Below are 18543 nucleotides of genomic sequence, written 5' to 3' on the forward strand. Positions count from 1 at the left end.
TGGTCGCCAGGTCAAGCTGATCTCGTCGGCTCGTGGGGGCGAGAGCCTCGACACCACTCGTAAGGTGGGCGCTCCGTGCCTGATACCGTGCAGGTCAGCCCGGTCGAAGCCGGGTGTCCGACGTCCTTTAAGGACCCGTCCCGTGAGGCGGGGAAGGAGGTCCAACCGTGGCGCCACGTCAACGTGGTGCGACGGATCCGGCTGGAGAGCGCGAGCTTCTCTCGGCCGGTGACGTCGCACGCACTGTCGCCCGAATGGCCCATCAGATCATCGAGAAGACCGCTCTTGATGCACCGAGCGCACCCGCAGTAGTCCTGATGGGCATACCGAGTCGGGGGGCACCCCTGGCCCGGCGACTGGCCCTCAAGATCGCGGAGTTCAGCGGCGTCGAGGTGCCCACGGGCACCCTGGACGTGACCCTCTACCGCGATGACCTGCGGCGGGGCCCGACCCGGCCGCTGGAGACCACCGCACTGCCCGAAGGCGGGATCGACGACCGCCTGGTGGTGCTCGTGGACGACGTCCTCTTCTCCGGCCGCACCATCCGCGCCGCCCTCGACGCCCTGCGCGACCACGGCCGCCCCCGCGCGGTCCAGCTGGCCGTGCTCGTCGACCGCGGCCACCGCGAGCTGCCGATCCGCGCGGACTACGTTGGCAAGAACGTGCCAACCGCGCGCACCGAGGACGTGGCGGTCCTGCTGGTCGAGTTCGACCAGCGCGACGGAGTGGTGCTGAAGTGAGGCACCTGCTCTCGACGGAGGGGCTCGACCGGGCGACCGCCACGTCGATCCTCGACACGGCCGACAACCTCAAGCGCGCGCTGCTCGGCCGGGAGGTCCGCAAGCTCCCGACGCTGCGCGGCCGCACCGTCATCACCCTGTTCTACGAGAACTCCACCCGCACCAGGGTCTCCTTCGAGATCGCCGGGAAGTGGATGAGCGCGGACGTGGTCAACGTGTCCGCGGGCGGGTCGAGCGTCAGCAAGGGGGAGTCCCTCCGGGACACCGCGCTGACGCTGGCCGCCGCGGGCGCGGACTGCGTGGTCGTCCGGCACCCCGCCTCCGGCGCGGCGCACCGGCTCGCGGGCTGGCTCGCCGAGGCGGGCACGTCCGTGGTCAACGCGGGCGACGGGATGCACGAGCACCCGACGCAGGCCCTGCTCGACGCGGCCACTCTGCGCGAACGGCTCGGGTCCGTGGAGGGCCGCCGGATCGGGATCGTCGGCGACGTCCTGCACAGCCGGGTCGTCCGGTCGAACGTGCACCTGCTCGCCACGCTCGGTGCCGACGTGGTGCTGGTCGCCCCGCCGACGCTGCTGCCCGTGGGCGTGCAGAACTGGCCGGTGACGGTGTCGCACGAACTGGACGCCGAACTGCCCAGCCTGGACGCGGTCATGCTGCTGCGCGTTCAAGCCGAGCGGATGCACGGCGGGTTCTTCCCGTCGGCCCGCGAGTACTCGATCGCGTACGGCCTCAACGAGAACCGCCTCGGCCTCATGCCCGAGCACGCCGTCGTGCTGCACCCCGGTCCGATGCTCCGCGGGATGGAGATCGCCTCGGCGGTCGCCGACTCCCCGCGCGCGGCCATCACCGACCAGGTGCGCAACGGCGTCCACCTGCGCATGGCGGTCCTCTACCACCTGCTTGCCCATGAGGAGGAAGCTTCGTGAGCGCGCTCGCGAGCGAACCGAGAACCCCGGACACCTTGCTGCTGCGCAACGTCCGCCCCTACGGCGAGGGCGACCCGGTCGACGTGCTGGTCCGCCACGGCGTCATCGCCGAGATCGGCGCGGTCACCGCGGACGGCGTGGAGACCGTCGAGGGGAACGGCGCGGTGCTGCTGCCCGGTTTCGTCGACCTGCACACGCACCTGCGCGAGCCCGGCCGCGAGGACACCGAGACCGTCGAGACCGGGTCCAGGGCCGCCGCGCTCGGCGGGTACACCGCCGTGTTCGCCATGGCCAACACGGACCCGGTCGCCGACAACGCGGTGGTCGTGGAGCACGTGTGGCGCCGCGGCCGCGAGGTCGGGCTGGTGGACGTGCACCCGGTCGGCGCGGTCACCGTCGGCCTCAAGGGCGAGAAGCTCGCCGAGCTGGGCACGATGGCCAAGTCCGCGGCGAACGTCCGGGTGTTCTCCGACGACGGCCACTGCGTGCACGACCCGCTGGTCATGCGCCGTGCCCTGGAGTACTCCAAGGCGCTGGACGTGGTCGTCGCCCAGCACGCCGAGGAGCCCCGGCTCACCGTCGGCGCCCAGGCGCACGAGGGCGAGCAGGCCGCGCGGCTCGGCCTGCAGGGCTGGCCCGCCGCCGCCGAGGAGTCGATCGTCGCGCGGGACTGCCTGCTCGCGCTGCACGCCGAGGCCAGGCTGCACGTCTGCCACGTGTCGACCACCGGCACGGCGGACGTGCTGAAGTGGGCCAAGGCGCGGGGCACGAAGGTGTCCGCCGAGGTCACCCCGCACCACCTGCTGCTGACCGACGACCGGCTGAGCACCTACGACCCGGTCAACAAGGTCAACCCGCCGCTGCGCACGAACGCCGACGTCGAGGCGCTGCGCCGGGCGCTGGCCGAGGGCGTCATCGACTGCGTCGCCACCGACCACGCCCCGCACGCCGTGCAGGACAAGGACTGCGAGTGGTCCGCCGCCCGCCCCGGCATGCTCGGTCTGCAGACCGCGCTGTCCGTGGTCGTCGAGGCCATGGTCCGCACCGGCCTGCTGGACTGGCGCGGTGTCGCACGGGTCATGAGCGAGCGGCCCGCCGAGATCGCCGGGCTGCCCGACCACGGCCGTCCGATCGAGGTCGGCGAACCGGCGAACCTGGTGCTGGTCGACCCGGACGCCACCTGGACCGTGCGCGGCGCCGAGCTGGCGAGCGTCGCGGGCAACACCCCGTTCGAGGGCATGGAGCTGCCGGGCGTCGTGACGACCACCCTGCTGCGCGGCCGGGTCACGGCGGGGAGGATTCCGGCATGACCAGGGTTCTGCTCTCGCTGGCGGTGCTGGCGTTCTTCGCGCTCTGCCTCTACGGCATGTGGCACGGCTGGCAGCGCCGCGCGCGCCGCCAGGCGGCCGTGCTCGCCGACTTCCCGGCCGTGCCCACCGACACCGGTGCGGTGCTGCTGGAGACGACCGGCCAGTACATCGGCACGACCATCGGCGACAACTGGCAGGACCGGGTCGCGGTCGGCGACATCGGCCACCGCGCCGAGGCCGAGCTGCGGCTGACCGACCGGGGCGTGCTCATCGAGCGCGCGGGCGCGTCGGCGATGTGGATCCCCAAGGGGGAGATCAGCTCCGCCCGCACCGACCGCGGTCTCGCGGGCAAGGTGATGACCAAGGACGGCCTGCTGGTCGTGCGGTGGCACCTGGGCGAGCAGCTGGTGGACACCGGTTTCCGCGGTGACGACAAGGACGTGTACGAGCAGTGGGTCGAGGCGCTCAACGCCGACGCCAAGGGAGGCACGACGACGTGACGAAGGCAGCACTGGTCCTCGAAGACGGCCGCGTGTTCCGCGGCGAGGCCTACGGCGCACTGGGCGAGAGCCTGGGCGAGGTCGTGTTCTCCACCGGGATGACCGGGTACCAGGAGACGCTGACCGACCCGTCCTACCACCGCCAGATCGTGGTGCAGACCGCGCCGCAGATCGGCAACACCGGCTGGAACGACGAGGACGACGAGTCCTCGCGCATCTGGGTCGCGGGCTACGTCGTGCGCGACCCCTCCCGCAAGCCGTCGAACTGGCGCTCGGTCCGCGGCCTCGACGAGGAGCTGGTCCGCCAGCGCGTCGTGGGCATCGCGGGCGTGGACACCCGGATGCTGACCCGCCACCTGCGCGAGCAGGGCGCGATGCGCGCGGGCGTCTTCTCCGGCGACGCGCTGGACAGCGACGAGGTCCTGGTGGGCCGCGTGCTGGACAGCCCGCCGATGAAGGGCTCCGACCTCGCGGGCGACGTCACCACGGCGGAGTCCTACGTGGTCCCCGCGGTCGGCGAGCGGCGCTTCCGCGTGGCCGCGCTGGACCTCGGCATCAAGTCGAACACCCCGCGGATGATGGCGGCGCGCGGCATCGAGGTGCACGTGCTGCCGCTGACGTCCACCGTGGACGACCTGCTCGCGGTCGAGGCCGACGGCGTGTTCCTGTCCAACGGTCCGGGCGACCCGGCGACCCAGACGCACGCCGTCGCGCTGACGAGGTCGGTGCTGGAGCGGCGGATCCCGCTGTTCGGCATCTGCTTCGGCAACCAGATCCTGGGCCGCGCGCTGGGCCGAGACACCTACAAGATGCGCTACGGCCACCGCGGCATCAACATCCCGGTGATCGACGTGAGGACCGGCAAGGTCGCCATCACCGCGCAGAACCACGGGTTCGCGCTGGCGGGCGAGCCGGGGGAGGAGTTCTCCTCCGACTTCGGCCGCGTCCTGCTGAGCCACTACTGCCCCAACGACGACACCATCGAGGGCGTCCGCGCGCTCGACGTGCCCGCGTTCAGCGTGCAGTACCACCCCGAAGCGGCGGCCGGTCCGCACGACGCCGCCCCGCTGTTCGACGAGTTCTGCGATCTGATGTCCGGCTCCGCCGGGGGACACCTGAAGAGCGAGGCCCGCTGATGCCGAAGCGCACTGACATCAAGCACGTGCTGGTGATCGGGTCCGGCCCGATCGTCATCGGCCAGGCGTGCGAGTTCGACTACTCCGGCACCCAGGCCTGCCGCGTGCTGCGCGAGGAGGGCATCCGGGTCAGCCTGGTGAACTCCAACCCGGCCACGATCATGACCGACCCGGAGTTCGCCGACGCGACCTACATCGAGCCCATCACGGCCGAGTTCGTCGAGAAGGTCATCGCGATCGAGCGCCCGGACGCCATCCTGGCGACGCTGGGCGGCCAGACCGCGCTGAACACGGCCATCGCGCTGCACGAGCGCGGCGTGCTGGAGAAGTACAACGTGGAGCTGATCGGCGCGGACATCGACGCCATCAACCGCGGCGAGGACCGGCAGATCTTCAAGGAGCTGGTCCGCAAGATCGGCGCCGAGGTCCCGCGCAGCGCCGTGTGCAAGACGATGGAGGAGGTCCGCAGCACCGTCGAGGACCTCGGGCTCCCGGTCGTCATCAGGCCGTCGTTCACGATGGGCGGCCTCGGCTCCGGCATGGCGCACACCCCCGAGCAGCTGGAGCGGCTCGCCGCGACCGGCCTCGCGGAGTCCCCGGTCACCGAGGTGCTCATCGAGGAGAGCGTGCTCGGCTGGAAGGAGTACGAGCTGGAGCTGATGCGCGACCGCAACGACAACGTCGTGGTCGTCTGCTCCATCGAGAACATCGACCCGATGGGCGTGCACACCGGCGACTCGGTCACCGTCGCGCCCGCGATGACGCTGACCGACCGCGAGTTCCAGCACATGCGCGACGTCGGCATCGACGTCATCCGCGAGGTCGGTGTGGACACCGGCGGCTGCAACATCCAGTTCGCGATCCACCCCGGCACCGGCCGCATGGTCGTGATCGAGATGAACCCCCGCGTCTCGCGGTCCTCCGCGCTGGCGTCCAAGGCGACCGGCTTCCCGATCGCCAAGATCGCCGCCAAGCTCGCGATCGGCTACTCGCTCGACGAGATCCGCAACGACATCACCGGCGAGACCCCGGCGAGCTTCGAGCCCACGCTGGACTACGTGGTCGTGAAGATCCCGCGGTTCGCGTTCGAGAAGTTCCCCGGCGCCGACCCCGCGCTCACCACGACGATGAAGTCCGTCGGCGAGGCCATGTCCATGGGCCGCAACTTCGTGGAGGCGCTGGGCAAGGCCATGCGCTCCATGGAGACCAAGGACGCGGGCTTCTGGACGCGGCCGGACCCCGAGGGCACCACCCTCGAAGGGCTCCTGGAGGCGCTGGGCGCCGGGCACGACGGCAGGCTGTACACGGTGGACCGCGCGCTGCGCTTCGGCGCCACCGTCGAGCAGGTGCACGAGGCGTCCGGCATCGACCCGTGGTTCATCGAGCAGATCGCCTGGCTCAACGAGCTGCGCGGCGAGATCGAGGCCGCCCCGGTGCTGGACGAGACCTTGCTGCGCAAGGCGAAGCGGGCCGGGCTGTCCGACCGGCAGATCGCCGTGCTGCGGTCCGAGCTGGCCGGTGAGGACGGCGTGCGGACGCTGCGGCACCGCCTGGGGGTCCGACCGGTCTACAAGACGGTGGACACCTGCGCGGCCGAGTTCGCCGCGAAGACGCCCTACCACTACAGCGCCTACGAGCTGGACCCGAACGCCGAGACCGAGGTGACCGAGCAGCGCGAGCGGCCCAAGGTCCTCATCCTCGGCTCCGGGCCCAACCGCATCGGCCAGGGCATCGAGTTCGACTACTCCTGCGTGCACGCCGCCATGGCTCTGCGGGCGGCCGGGTTCGAGACCGTCATGGTCAACTGCAACCCGGAGACCGTGTCGACCGACTACGACACCTCCGACCGGCTGTACTTCGAGCCCCTGACGTTCGAGGACGTCATCGAGGTCGTGCACTCCGAGCAGCGCTCCGGCACGGTCGCGGGCGTGATCGTGCAGCTCGGCGGCCAGACGCCGCTGGGCCTCGCGCAGCGGCTCGCCGACGCGGGCGTGCCGATCGTGGGCACCCCGCCGGAGGCGATCCACCTCGCCGAGGAGCGCGGCGCGTTCGGCAAGCTGCTCACCGACGCCGGGCTGCCCGCGCCGAAGTACGGCATGGCGACCTCGTTCGACGAGGCCAAGGCCATCGCCGACGAGATCGGCTACCCGGTGCTCGTGCGGCCCTCCTACGTGCTGGGCGGCCGCGGCATGGAGATCGTCTACGACGAGCCGACGCTCGCCGGGTACATCTCCCGCGCCACCGAGGTCAGCCCGGAGCACCCGGTGCTGGTCGACCGGTTCCTCGACGACGCCATCGAGATCGACGTGGACGCGCTCTACGACGGCACCGACGTGTTCATCGGCGGCGTGATGGAGCACATCGAGGAGGCGGGCGTGCACTCCGGCGACTCCGCCTGCACGCTGCCGCCCATCACCCTCGGCGAGACCGACATCGACGCGGTCCGCCGCTCCACCGAGGCCATCGCCAGGGGCATCGGCGTGCGCGGTCTGCTCAACGTCCAGTACGCGCTCAAGGACGACGTGCTCTACGTCCTGGAGGCCAACCCCCGCGCGTCGCGCACGGTGCCGTTCGTGTCCAAGGCGACCGCCGTGTCGATGGCCAAGGCCGCCGCCAGGGTCATGCTCGGCGCGACGGTCAAGGAGCTCCGCGTCGAGGGGATCCTGCCCGCCACCGGCGACGGCGCGAAGCTGCCGGCGCACGCCCCGGTGTCGGTCAAGGAGGCCGTGCTGCCGTTCCACCGGTTCCGCACGCCGGAGGGCAAGGGCGTGGACTCCTTGCTGGGCCCCGAGATGAAGTCGACCGGCGAGGTGATGGGCATCGACGTGTCCTTCGGCATGGCGTTCGCCAAGTCGCAGACCGCGTCCTACGGCTCGTTGCCGACCTCCGGCAGGGTCTTCGTGTCCGTCGCGAACCGCGACAAGCGCGCGATGATCTTCCCGGTGAAGCGGCTGGCCGACCTCGGCTTCGAGGTGCTGGCCACCTCCGGCACGGCCGAGGTGCTGCGCCGCAACGGGATCCCGTGCACGGTGGTGCGCAAGCACTTCGACGGCGTCGAGAACATCGTGGACATGATCCTCGCCGGCGACGTGGACATGATCATAAACACGCCCTACGGCAACAGCGGGCCGCGCATCGACGGCTACGAGATCCGCACCGCCGCGGTCGCGCGGGACATCCCGTGCGTGACCACGATCCAGGGCGCGGCGGCGGCCGTGCATGGCATCGAGGCCGCGATCCGCGGCGACATCGGCGTCCGCTCCCTGCAGTCGCTGCAGGCCTCGCTGCGGGGGGAGGGCGCGTGAGCTTCGGTGCCAGGCTGGCGAAAGCGGTCGCCGAGCGCGGCCCCCTGTGCGTGGGCATCGACCCGCATCCGGGGCTGCTGCGCGACTGGGGGCTGCCGCAGGACGTGTCCGGTGTGGAGCGGTTCGCGCTGACGTGCGTCGAGGCGCTGGGCGGACAGGTGGCCGTCGTCAAGCCGCAGTCGGCGTTCTTCGAGGCACACGGCTCGAAGGGCGTGGCGGTGCTGGAGCGCGTGATCGCCGGTCTGCGCGAGGCGGACACGCTGGTGCTGGTGGACGCCAAGCGCGGTGACATCGGGTCCACGATGGCCGCCTACGCGGCCGCCTACCTCGCGGACGGCTCGCCGCTCGCGGGCGACGCCGTGACGGTCTCGCCGTTCCTCGGCTTCGGGTCGCTCGACCCGGCCGTGGAGGCGGCCCGCGCGAGCGGCCGGGGCGTCTTCGTGCTCGCCCGGACGTCCAACCCGGAGGGTGCGACCGTGCAGCACGCGGTCCTGCCCGACGGGCGCACGGTGGCGCAGTCGGTCGTGGACAGCGCGGCCGCGGCGAACGCGGGCGCCGAGCCGCTGGGCGACGTCGGCCTGGTGATCGGGGCGACGCTGGCGACCCTGGACGTCGACCTGTCCGACCTGAACGGTCCGGTGCTCGCGCCGGGCTTCGGCGCGCAGGGGGCCACCGCGGCCGACCTGCGCGGTCTGTTCGGGCCCGATCTGCGCGGCGTGCTGCCCGCGTCCTCGCGCGACGTGCTGCGGCACGGCCCCGACGTGGCCTCCCTGCGGGCCGCTGCGCTGCGCGTGCGCGACGAGGTGGCCTGACCCCTCGAAACGGCCGTCGGGGCCGTCCTGCGGGCCCTGGACGGCCGCAGGGCGGCCCTGACCGTTTCCCGACACGCTTGCGGTGTCCGCTCACCTGGGCAAACGTTCCCTGGTACGGTCCACGCCACCGGCGGCTCTACCGCCCGAGGTGCGCATACCACACAGGTCGTGGTCATCGCGTTCCCGGAGGCGGTGACAGGACCGTCGGTGCGAGTTGGTACTACTACCCCTCGCCGCGCACCAACTGATCGCTGTAAAGCTCAACCCCGACTGGGTTGGGGCCGAAGTTGAAAGCAAGGGTCTTAGCAAAACCCATCGACTTCCGGACCCGCGTTGTACCCAGGCAATTGCAGTCGGTACGGTCGCGGCACAGATCCCTGAATTAAATTCCCACACCACGGAGGAAATCGTGGCCCTTCCCCAGCTTACCGAGGAGCAGCGGGCCGCAGCGCTGGAGAAGGCTGCTGCCGCTCGTCGCGTTCGGGCTGAGCTCAAGGAGCGCCTCAAGCGTGGCGGCACGAACCTGACCGATGTGCTCAAGGCCGCCGAGAGCGACGAGATCCTGGGCAAGATGAAGGTGTCCGCGTTGCTCGAGGCCCTTCCGGGCGTCGGCAAGGTTCGTGCGGCACAGATCATGGAGCGGCTTGAGATCGCTACCAGCCGTCGTCTGCGTGGCCTGGGCGACCGTCAGCGCAAGGCGCTGCTCGCCGAGTTCAGCAGCGAGTGAGTAGTGGCACCGAGGCGGGGTCGGGCTCATCTGCCCGGCCCCGCCTCACCGTACTTTCCGGCCCCTCCGGCGTGGGCAAGTCCAGCGTGCTGGCCGAGCTGCGCCGCCAGGGACCGGTGAACGTGCACTTCAGCGTCTCGGTGACCACCAGGAAGCCGAGGCCGGGCGAGGTCGACGGGCAGCACTACCACTTCGTCGACCGCGTCGAGTTCGACCGGATGGCCGCCGCGGGCGAGTTCCTGGAGCACGCCGAGTTCGCGGGCAACCGCTACGGCACCCCCAGGGGCCCCGTGCTGCGGGCCCTGGAGTCCGGGCTGCCGTCGCTGCTGGAGATCGAGCTGCAGGGCGCGCGCCAGGTCAGGGCCGCGATGCCGGAGGCCCAGCTGGTGATGCTGGCGCCCCCGTCGTGGGACCACCTGGTCGAACGCCTGGTCGGCCGCGGCACCGAGGACCCCGACGTGATCGAGCGCCGTCTCGAGATCGCCAGGGAGGAGATGGCGGCCGAGAAGGAGTTCGACGAGGTCGTCGTGAACGCCGACGTGCGCTCGGCGGCCCGCGATTTGCTAAACTTGGTGGTCGGCCCGCAGCCCGAGGTGCGATAGCCGGACCTCCGGCTTGACGATGATCTTGAGTGGCGCGGGACGACCCCAGCCGATACACGAACCGCAGGAGCGTTGACGAGTGACCACGCACACCGAGCTGGGCCAGCTGACGGGTTCGCCCGAGGGCATCACCAACCCGCCCATCGACGACCTGCTCGAGCAGGTCAGCTCGAAGTACGCGCTGGTGATCTACGCGGCCAAGCGCGCCCGCCAGATCAACGACTACTACGCCCAGCTGGGCGAGGGCCTGCTCGAGTACGTGGGCCCGCTCGTCGAGCCGGGCCCACGCGAGAAGCCCCTCTCCATCGCGCTGCGGGAGATCCACGCGGGTCTGCTCGAGCACACCGAGGGCGAGTGACGACCCAGCCCCACCCGGATGCCCCTGTCCGCCCCCGAGTCGTCCTCGGGGTCGGCGGGGGCATTGCCGCGTACAAGGCGTGCGAGGTGCTGCGGAGGCTGACCGAGTCGGGCCACTCGGTCCGGGTCGTGCCCACCGACGGCGCGCTGCGGTTCGTCGGCGCGGCCACCTTCGAGGCGCTCTCCGGCCAGCCCGTGCACACGGGTGTGTTCGAGGACGTGCCCGAGGTGCCCCACGTGCGGCTCGGCCAGACCGCCGACCTGGTGGTCGTGGCGCCCGCGACGGCGAACCTGCTCGCCAAGGCCGCGGGGGGTCTGGCCGACGACCTGCTGACCAACACGCTGCTCACCGCCCGCTGCCCGGTGCTGATGGTGCCCGCCATGCACACCGAGATGTGGGAGCACCCGGCCACGCAGGCCAACGTGGCGCTGCTGCGTTCCCGCGGCGTCGTCGTGGCCGAGCCCGCCAGCGGCAGGCTGACCGGCAAGGACACCGGCAAGGGCAGGCTGCCCGAGCCCGCCGAGATCGTGGAGCTGGCGAAGCTGCTGCTCGCGCGTCCGGGAGCCCTCCCGCGCGATCTTGAGGGCCTGCACGTGGCCGTGTCCGCGGGCGGCACCCGCGAACCGCTCGACCCGGTGCGCTTCCTGGGCAACCGCTCCTCGGGCAAGCAGGGGTACGCCCTGGCCAGGGTCGCGGCCCAGCGCGGCGCGCGGGTGACGCTGGTGTCGGCGCACACCGCCGACCTGGTCGCGCCCGCGGGCGTGGACGTGGTCCGGGTCGGCACGGCCGAGGAGCTCCGCCGGGCCATGCACGAGGTCGCGCCCGCTGCGGACGTGCTGGTCATGGCCGCCGCCGTGGCGGATTTTCGCCCTGTTTCGCTCACCGGGCACAAGATCAAGAAGACCGACCGCGACCCCGATCCGGTGGCGTTGACCCGCAACGCGGACGTGCTCGCCGAGCTCGTCGAGCGCCGCCGCCCCGGCCAGGTCGTCGTCGGGTTCGCCGCGGAGACCGGCGACGAGGGCGGCGACGTGCTCGACTACGGGCGGGCGAAGCTGAAGCGCAAGGGCTGTGACCTGCTGGTGGTGAACGCGGTCGGCGACGGCAAGGCCTTCGAGGTCGAGCACAACTCTGGCTGGCTGCTGTCCTCCGCCGGGGCCGAGACGCCTATCCCACACGGCTCCAAGGCGCAACTCGGTGCCGTCCTGTGGGACGCGGTCCGCGCCCTGGTCGAACCTTGAGGCATCGTTGAGCGAACGCTCGTTAAACTCGACCAAGTCCAGCGCAGATACGAAGGTTTGGGGTAGACGCCGTGAGCCAGCACGCAAGCAGGCTGTTCACCAGTGAGTCCGTCACCGAGGGACATCCTGACAAGATCTGCGACGCGATCAGCGACTCGATCCTGGACGCACTGCTGAGCAAGGACCCCCGCTCCCGCGTCGCGGTCGAGACGATGGTCACGACGGGCCAGGTGCACGTCGCGGGCGAGGTGACCACCGAGGCCTACGCCGACATCCCGTCCATCGTGCGCGAGAAGATCCTCGAGATCGGCTACGACTCCTCGGCCAAGGGCTTCGACGGCCACTCGTGCGGCGTCAACGTGGCGATCGGGTCGCAGTCGCCCGACATCGCCCAGGGCGTCGACACCGCCTACGAGGAGCGGGTCTCCGACTCCTCCGACGAGATCGACCGCCAGGGCGCCGGTGACCAGGGCCTGATGTTCGGCTACGCCTGCACCGACACGCCCGAGCTGATGCCGCTGCCGATCGCGCTCGCGCACCGGCTCTCGCGCAGGCTGACCGCGGTCCGCAAGGACGGCTCGGTGCCGTACCTGCGCCCGGACGGCAAGACGCAGGTCACCATCGAGTACGCCGGTGACCAGCCCGTGCGGCTGGACACCGTGGTCGTGTCGACCCAGCACGCGGACGGCATCGACCTGGAAAAGCTGCTCGGCGTCGACATCCGCGAGAACGTGGTCGCGCCCGAGATCGCCGACCTGGGCCTGGACGCCACCGACGTGCGGCTGCTGGTGAACCCGACGGGCCGGTTCGTCATCGGCGGCCCGATGGGTGACGCGGGCCTCACCGGGCGCAAGATCATCGTCGATACTTACGGGGGCATGGCGCGGCACGGCGGCGGTGCCTTCTCCGGCAAGGATCCGTCCAAGGTGGACCGTTCGGCCGCGTACGCGATGCGTTGGGTGGCAAAGAACGCCGTGGCCGCGGGCCTGGCGACGCGCATCGAGGTGCAGGTCGCGTACGCCATCGGCAAGGCGACTCCGGTCGGTCTCTTCGTCGAAACATTCGGCACCGAGACGGTCGACCCGTCGAAGATCCAGCAGGCCATCAGCGAGGTCTTCGACCTCCGGCCCGCCGCGATCATCCGCGACCTCGACCTGCTGCGGCCGATCTACGCGCCGACCGCCGCCTACGGGCACTTCGGTCGCACGGACATCGATCTGCCCTGGGAGCACACCGACCGCGCGGACGCCCTCCGCCAGGCGGCGGGCGCCTGACTTTCCTGTTTTACTCGCGCGTAAAGCACGGCGGCTCGTCCGCCGTGCTTTTTCGCATTTTGGCGGCAATCACGGGCGCGCTCCCGCCTCCCAATCACGGTCCTATTTCGACAGCGGGCGGATCGGTTTGCGGCACGGGGGTCGAACAACGGCTCATCGGAGGCGAGTTCGGAGGTGAGTTCGACGCCGAGTTCGACGGCCGGAAAGGCGCGACGACGACGGTGTTCCGGATCCGCTATCCGAGCTTCGCGGACTCGTCGATCCGCTGTCGCCGCCGCGCGCTCCGGGCGTGTCGAATACCGCTCCGGAAGGGCCGGGCACTTCGTGGTCCCGCATCCCCGCGGGCAACGTCCTCAGTGGAACGACGAGCGGGCCGCGGTCGCGCGTCCGCGCTGAAAACGTTCCCGCCCAACGGTTTCCGCCGCGCCGGGCGGGATCAGCCCTGGTCGAACAGTGCGAGCTCGGCGGCGTCCGGTGCCTCGAACAGCCCGGCGTAGTCCTCCAGCATCGCCCGCGTGATCACGGCCTCGCCGGGCTCGCGGTTGCGCACCTCCAGCCGCCGGACCAGCTCCTCGATCGGCACGTCGAGGTACCGCAGCTCCACGGCCGCGCCGACCGCCCGACCGTCCCGCAGCAGCTCCGCGCGCTCCGCCCGCGACCAGAAGCCGTTCTCCAGCACCACGTCCACCCCCGACGCCAGCAGCTCCAGCGCGTGCCGCCGGAACACCGCCTCCAGCTCGGCCCGGAACGCGATGTCGAACAGGTCGACGCCCAGGCCCGCCATCCACTCGTCCGGGCACAACCTGACCGCGGGCAGCTCCGCCGCCAACCGCCTGGCCAGCGTGGTCTTGCCCGCCCCCGGCAAGCCGCACATCAGGAACAACCGACTCATGGCACACCCCCCGTGGCGCTCGACGTGCACGGTAGCGGGTGGCACCGGCGCCGCGCCTCGGTCCGGCGCTGTCGTACCCCTCTGGTAGACCAACAGCCATGGCGAGCAAAACGACGACGAGGCGGGGTGAGCGCACCCCGGCCGAGGTGCTGCCGGTCGCCAGGGTCTGCGTGGACGTCCCGCTCGCGCACCTCGACCGGCCGTTCGACTACCAGGTCGCGGCAGACCAGGCGCAGGACGCGGTGCCGGGCAGCCGGGTCCGGGTCCGGTTCGCCGGTCAGCTGGTCGACGGGTACGTGCTGGAGCGGGTGGACGCGTCGGAGTACGGCAAGAAGCTCGCGTTCCTGGAACGGGTCACCTCGCCGGAAGCCGTGCTGTCGCCGGAGGTCCACCAGCTGGCGCGGGTGGTCGCCGACCGGTTCGCGGGCACGCTGATCGACGTGCTGCGGATGGCGATCCCGCCCCGGCACGCCCGTGCCGAGGCGCAGCCGTCGCCGGAGCCCGCGCCGCCGCCGGAGGCGCCGACGGCACCGGGCTGGACGCGCTACCCGTTCGGCCCGAACCTGCTCGACGCGCTGCGCACCGGCCGGCAGGCCCGCGCGGTGTGGCAGGCGCTGCCCGCGGAGGACTGGCCGACCAGGCTGGCCGAGGCCGCCGCGACGGTGGCGAGCACCGGCAAGGGCGTGCTGCTGGTGGTGCCGGACCACCGCGACGTGACGCGCGTGCACGCCGCGTGCGCGGAGTTGGTGGGGGAGGGCGGTGTTGTCGCGCTCTCGGCCGATCTGGGGCCCTCGGAGCGGTACAAGAGGTGGCTCGCCGTGCTGCGCGGCGCGGTCCGGGTCGTGGTCGGCACCAGGGGGGCGGCGTTCGCGCCGGTGGCCGACCTCGGGCTGGTCGTGGTCTGGGACGACGGCGACGACCTGCACTCCGAGCAGCGGATGCCGTACCCGAACGTCCGGGACGTCCTCGTCCAGCGCGCGCACCTCACCGGGGCCGCGTTCATCGCGGGCGGGTTCGCCCGCACCGCCGAGGCGCAGCTGCTGGTGGAGAGCAACTGGGCGCACGAGGTGGTCGCCGCCCGCGAGACCCTCCGCTCGGCCGCGCCGAGGGTCGCCGCGGTGGGGGACAGCGACTGGCAGGAGGTCAAGGACGCCGCGGCCCGCTCGGCCCGGCTGCCCTCGATCGCGTTCGACGCCGCCCGCGCCGCGCTGGCCGCCAAGGCGCCGGTGCTGATCCAGGTGCCGCGTCGGGGGTACGTGCCCGCGCTGGCCTGCGGCAGCTGCCGCGCGCCCACCCGGTGCCGCCGCTGCGCGGGGCCGCTCGCGCTGCCCGGCGGCTCGGACGACGGCGTGCCGCGCCCGCCGTACTGCCGCTGGTGCGGTGCGACCGAGGCCGCCTACCGCTGCCCGGCCTGCGGCTCGCGGAAGCTGCGCGCGCAGGTCGTCGGTGCCCGGCGGACGGCGGAGGAGCTGGGCCGCGCGTTCACCGGCGTCCCGGTGCGCACGTCCGGCGGTGACGAGGTGCTGGCGTCGGTGCCCGGCAGGCCCGCGCTGGTCGTGGCCACACCGGGTGCCGAACCGGTGGCCGAGGGCGGCTACGGGGCCGTGCTGCTGCTCGACGGCTGGTCGCTGCTCGGCCGCGCCGACCTGCGGGCGGCCGAGGAGGCGCTGCGGCGCTGGATGACGGCCGCCGCGCTGGCGAAGCCGGGTGCCGACGGCGGCCGGGTGGTCGTGATCGCCGACTCGGTGCTCGCGCCCGTGCAGGCGCTGGTCCGGTGGGACCCGGTGTGGCACGCCCGCCAGGAGCTGGCAGCCCGCACCGAGCTGGGGTTCCCGCCCGCCGTGCGGATGGCGACCGTCGACGGCTCGCCGGACGCGGTCGCGGCCCTGCTGGACGAGCTGCGGCTGCCCCCGACCGGCGAGGTCCTCGGCCCCGTCCCGCTCGACGAGGAGGGCACGAAGGAGCGCGCGCTGGTCCGGGTGTCCCGGAGCGAGGGGCGTGCGCTGGCGCTGGTGCTGACGGAGGCCCTGGGCGTGCGCAGCGCGCGCAAGGACCCCGACCCGGTGCGGGTGAAGTTGGACCCGCTGGAGGTTCTCTGACCCTGATCGCGTCCGGTAGGAACGACACCATGACCCGTCTGATCGCCGCCGCGCTCGTCGCGTCCACCGTCCTGCTGCCGGGCACCGCGCAGGCCGCCCAGTCGCCGCCCCGCGTGCCGGAGGCCACCGGCTGGGGCGGCGCGGTGTCCAGCATCGACCCGGACGCCTCCGAGGTCGGCATCTCCGTGCTCCGCCACGGCGGCAACGCCGTGGACGCCGCCGTCGCGACGGCGGCCGCGCTCGGCGTGACCGACCCGTTCTCCGCGGGTGTCGGCGGTGGCGGCTTCTTCGTCTACTACGACGCCCGCACCCGCAGGGTGTCCACTGTGGACGGCCGCGAGACGGCGCCCGCCTCGGCGACCGCGAACCTGTTCGTGGAGAACGGCACCCCGATCCCGTTCGACCAGGCCGTCACCAGCGGCCTGTCCGTCGGCGTGCCCGGTACGCCGAAGACGTGGCAGGAGGCCCTGCGCCGCTGGGGCACCCTCTCCCTGCGCGAGGCGCTGGGGCCCGCCGAGCGGATCGCCCGCGACGGGTTCACCGTCGACGCGACGTTCAACCAGCAGGTCGCCAACAACGCCGCCCGCTTCGCCGACTTCCCGGCCACCAGGGCCCTCTACCTCCCGCAGGGCACCGCCCCGGCCGTCGGCACCCGCTTCCGCAACCCCGACCTGGCCGACACCTACCGCGAGCTGGCCCGCCACGGCACCGACGCCCTCTACCGCGGCCCCATCGGCGACGACCTCGTGAAGACCGTCCGCACCCCTCCCGTCGACCCGGCGTCGACCCGCGTCGTCCGCCCCGGCGACCTCACCAAGGCCGACCTCTCCCGCTACACCGCCCCGCTCCGCGAGCCCAGCCGCACCACCTACCGCGGCCTGGACGTCTACGGCATGGCGCCTCCGTCCTCCGGCGGCACCACCGTCGGCGAGGCCCTCAACATCCTGGAGGGCGTGGACGTCGGCACGCTGACCCCCACCCAGTACCTGCACCGCTTCCTCGAGGCCAGCCGCCTCTCCTTCGCCGACCGCAACCGCTGGGTCGGCGACCCCGCCTTCACCGACGTCCCCACCCGCGACCTGCTCTCGCAGCGCTTCGCCGACAGCCGCGCCTGCCTCATCACCCCCGACAAGGCCCTCACCAGCCCCGTAGCGCCCGGCGACCCCCGCAACCCCACTCCGTGCGCCACCTCCGGCGTCCCCGCCCCCACCCCTTACGAGGGCGAGCACACCACCCACCTCACCACCGCCGACCGCTGGGGCAACGTCGTCGCCTACACCCTCACCATCGAACAGGAGGGCGGCAGCGGCATCGTCGTCCCCGGCCGAGGCTTCCTGCTCAACAACGAACTCACCGACTTCTCCTTCACCCCCACCACCCCCGGCCTCCCCGACCCCAACCTCCCCGGCCCCGCCAAACGCCCCCGCTCCTCCATGGCCCCCACCATCGTCCTCAACCACGGCAAAGCCGTACTGGCCCTGGGTTCCCCAGGCGGCGCCAGCATCATCACCACCGTCCTCCAGGTACTCACCGCCACCCTCGACCGCCACCTACCCCTGGTGGACGCCATCGCCGCCCCCCGCGCCTCCCAGCGCAACAGCACGACCACCCAAGCAGAACAGGCCTTCCTGACCACCCCGGAAGCCACCGCCCTGCAAGCACTCGGCCACAAGTTCACCGCCACCACGGAAATCGGCGCCACCACCGCCATCCAACTCCTGCCCAACGGCCACCAACACGCCGCCGCAGAACCCACCCGCCGCGGCGGCGGCTCCGCCAGAGTCGTCTGGCCCACCCACTAACCCACCCACCACACTCCCCACCCAACAAGGAGACCCAGCCACCCAACCGACACGTCCACCACCCACACCCAGCACGAACCGCCCACCACCATCCCAACGCGCAGCGCGGATGCTTGGTCCGACGGCGAAGCCCAGGATGCCCAGTCCGACGCGCAGCGAGGATCCGTCGTTGGGCGAAGCCCGCCAACGCGCACCCGGCGCGGAGCGCCCGCCCGCTTTGTCCGACGCGCAGCGAGGATCCGGCCACGGGCGCAGCCCGCCAGCGCGCATCCGGCGCGGAGCGCCTGGGGCCTTGTCGGCGCCAGCCGATGCCTGGTCCGACGCGCAGCGAGGATGCCCTGCCCGACGGCGGAGTCGAGGGTTCCCACGTTGGGCGTAGCCCGCCTGCGCGCTTCCGGCGCGGAGCGCCTGGGGCCCTATCGGCGCCAGCCGATGCCTTGTCCGACGCGCAGCGAGGATGCCTGTGTCAGGCGCAGCCTGATGCTGGCGAAGCCAGACCTCCTCCCGCCCCCGATAAACAGCGCCCTCCTGCCCCACCCCTGCTTGTCAAGACAGCTTCACCGTCTTGACAAGCAGGGGTGGGGCATTGAGACAATCGCGCGCCGGGGGCCGGGCTTCGCCAGAGCGACCACAACGCAACCGAAACCCACCCCCACCACCCCCCCTCAACCCACAACCGGCCCCTCCGACAACAAATACCCATCCCCCGTCTCCACCCGAGCCCTCACATCCCCCAACCCCACCCCATCCCCACCCGGCAACTCCACCGCGAACCCCCCACCTGCAACCACCCCTTCCACCTCCACACCCCCCACC

Annotated in this window: 15 protein-coding genes; 14 read left to right on the forward strand and 1 reads right to left on the reverse strand. The window is 72.1% G+C overall.

The features are described from left to right. The first annotated feature begins 167 nt into the window (after positions 1–167). The 12 genes from pyrR (at position 168) to metK (ending at position 12934) form a co-directional block, all read left to right on the forward strand. Complete coding sequence (gene pyrR / locus CLV43_RS46760) at positions 168–740, forward strand: bifunctional pyr operon transcriptional regulator/uracil phosphoribosyltransferase PyrR (RefSeq protein ID WP_106197035.1); 573 nt, start codon at positions 168–170, stop codon at positions 738–740. Further along, complete coding sequence (locus CLV43_RS46765; RefSeq protein WP_106197036.1) at positions 737–1669, forward strand: aspartate carbamoyltransferase catalytic subunit; 933 nt, start codon at positions 737–739, stop codon at positions 1667–1669. Before pyrR ends, CLV43_RS46765 begins: the two co-directional genes overlap by 4 nt. Continuing rightward, on the forward strand, positions 1666–2979 hold the full coding sequence (locus tag CLV43_RS46770; protein ID WP_106197037.1) for a dihydroorotase: 1314 nt from the start codon (positions 1666–1668) through the stop codon (positions 2977–2979). Before CLV43_RS46765 ends, CLV43_RS46770 begins: the two co-directional genes overlap by 4 nt. Then, entirely contained in the window at positions 2976–3479 is a 504-nt protein-coding gene (locus CLV43_RS46775) for a PH-like domain-containing protein (RefSeq protein WP_106197038.1), read from the forward strand. The genes CLV43_RS46770 and CLV43_RS46775 overlap by 4 nt, the downstream gene beginning before the upstream one ends. Then, the gene (gene carA / locus CLV43_RS46780; protein WP_106197039.1) at positions 3476–4615 is read left to right on the forward strand and encodes a glutamine-hydrolyzing carbamoyl-phosphate synthase small subunit; all 1140 of its coding nucleotides are present in this window, start codon (positions 3476–3478) and stop codon (positions 4613–4615) included. The genes CLV43_RS46775 and carA overlap by 4 nt, the downstream gene beginning before the upstream one ends. After that, on the forward strand, positions 4615–7920 hold the full coding sequence (gene carB, locus CLV43_RS46785; RefSeq protein WP_106197040.1) for a carbamoyl-phosphate synthase large subunit: 3306 nt from the start codon (positions 4615–4617) through the stop codon (positions 7918–7920). The genes carA and carB overlap by 1 nt, the downstream gene beginning before the upstream one ends. Beyond that, entirely contained in the window at positions 7917–8732 is an 816-nt protein-coding gene (pyrF, locus tag CLV43_RS46790; protein ID WP_106197041.1) for an orotidine-5'-phosphate decarboxylase, read from the forward strand. The genes carB and pyrF overlap by 4 nt, the downstream gene beginning before the upstream one ends. Before the next feature lie 409 nt (positions 8733–9141). Further along, entirely contained in the window at positions 9142–9459 is a 318-nt protein-coding gene (gene mihF / locus CLV43_RS46795) for an integration host factor, actinobacterial type (RefSeq protein WP_106197042.1), read from the forward strand. Continuing rightward, positions 9456–10061: a guanylate kinase gene (gene gmk / locus CLV43_RS46800; protein ID WP_106197043.1), complete on the forward strand. Its 606-nt coding sequence runs from the start codon at positions 9456–9458 to the stop codon at positions 10059–10061. The genes mihF and gmk overlap by 4 nt, the downstream gene beginning before the upstream one ends. A 79-nt stretch (positions 10062–10140) precedes the next feature. Then, complete coding sequence (gene rpoZ, locus CLV43_RS46805) at positions 10141–10419, forward strand: DNA-directed RNA polymerase subunit omega (RefSeq protein ID WP_106197044.1); 279 nt, start codon at positions 10141–10143, stop codon at positions 10417–10419. After that, positions 10416–11660: a bifunctional phosphopantothenoylcysteine decarboxylase/phosphopantothenate--cysteine ligase CoaBC gene (coaBC, locus tag CLV43_RS46810; protein ID WP_106197045.1), complete on the forward strand. Its 1245-nt coding sequence runs from the start codon at positions 10416–10418 to the stop codon at positions 11658–11660. Before rpoZ ends, coaBC begins: the two co-directional genes overlap by 4 nt. A gap of 71 nt (positions 11661–11731) precedes the next feature. Next, a complete protein-coding gene (gene metK, locus CLV43_RS46815; protein WP_170156316.1) occupies positions 11732–12934 on the forward strand; it encodes a methionine adenosyltransferase in 1203 nt (400 codons plus the stop codon). A 436-nt stretch (positions 12935–13370) separates the two neighbouring features. Here the strand turns inward: metK and CLV43_RS46820 are convergent, their stop codons facing one another. After that, a complete protein-coding gene (locus tag CLV43_RS46820; protein ID WP_106197046.1) occupies positions 13371–13826 on the reverse strand; it encodes a P-loop nucleotide/nucleoside kinase family protein in 456 nt (151 codons plus the stop codon). A gap of 98 nt (positions 13827–13924) precedes the next feature. Between CLV43_RS46820 and CLV43_RS46825 the strand changes: the two genes are divergently transcribed. Together CLV43_RS46825 and ggt are read left to right on the forward strand one after the other, a co-directional pair. Continuing rightward, positions 13925–15925, forward strand: coding sequence for a primosomal protein N' (locus CLV43_RS46825; protein ID WP_106197047.1), 2001 nt, complete (start codon positions 13925–13927; stop codon positions 15923–15925). Between the two features lie 29 nt (positions 15926–15954). Beyond that, positions 15955–17727, forward strand: a complete 1773-nt coding sequence (gene ggt, locus CLV43_RS46830) for a gamma-glutamyltransferase (protein WP_106197048.1) — start codon at positions 15955–15957, stop codon at positions 17725–17727. Positions 17728–18543: the final 816 nt, after the last annotated feature.

The organism is Umezawaea tangerina, assembly GCF_003002815.1.
Lineage (GTDB): Bacteria > Actinomycetota > Actinomycetes > Mycobacteriales > Pseudonocardiaceae > Umezawaea > Umezawaea tangerina.

What these genes read in the sequence shown, in the direction of transcription:
- CLV43_RS46820 (WP_106197046.1), bottom strand. Translation starts at nt 13,826, where the DNA reads ATGAGTCGGTTGTTCCTGATGTGCGGCTTGCCGGGGGCGGGCAAGACC.
- carB (WP_106197040.1), top strand. Translation starts at nt 4,615, where the DNA reads ATGCCGAAGCGCACTGACATCAAGCACGTGCTGGTGATCGGGTCCGGC.
- ggt (WP_106197048.1), top strand. Translation starts at nt 15,955, where the DNA reads ATGACCCGTCTGATCGCCGCCGCGCTCGTCGCGTCCACCGTCCTGCTG.
- CLV43_RS46825 (WP_106197047.1), top strand. Translation starts at nt 13,925, where the DNA reads ATGGCGAGCAAAACGACGACGAGGCGGGGTGAGCGCACCCCGGCCGAG.
- CLV43_RS46775 (WP_106197038.1), top strand. Translation starts at nt 2,976, where the DNA reads ATGACCAGGGTTCTGCTCTCGCTGGCGGTGCTGGCGTTCTTCGCGCTC.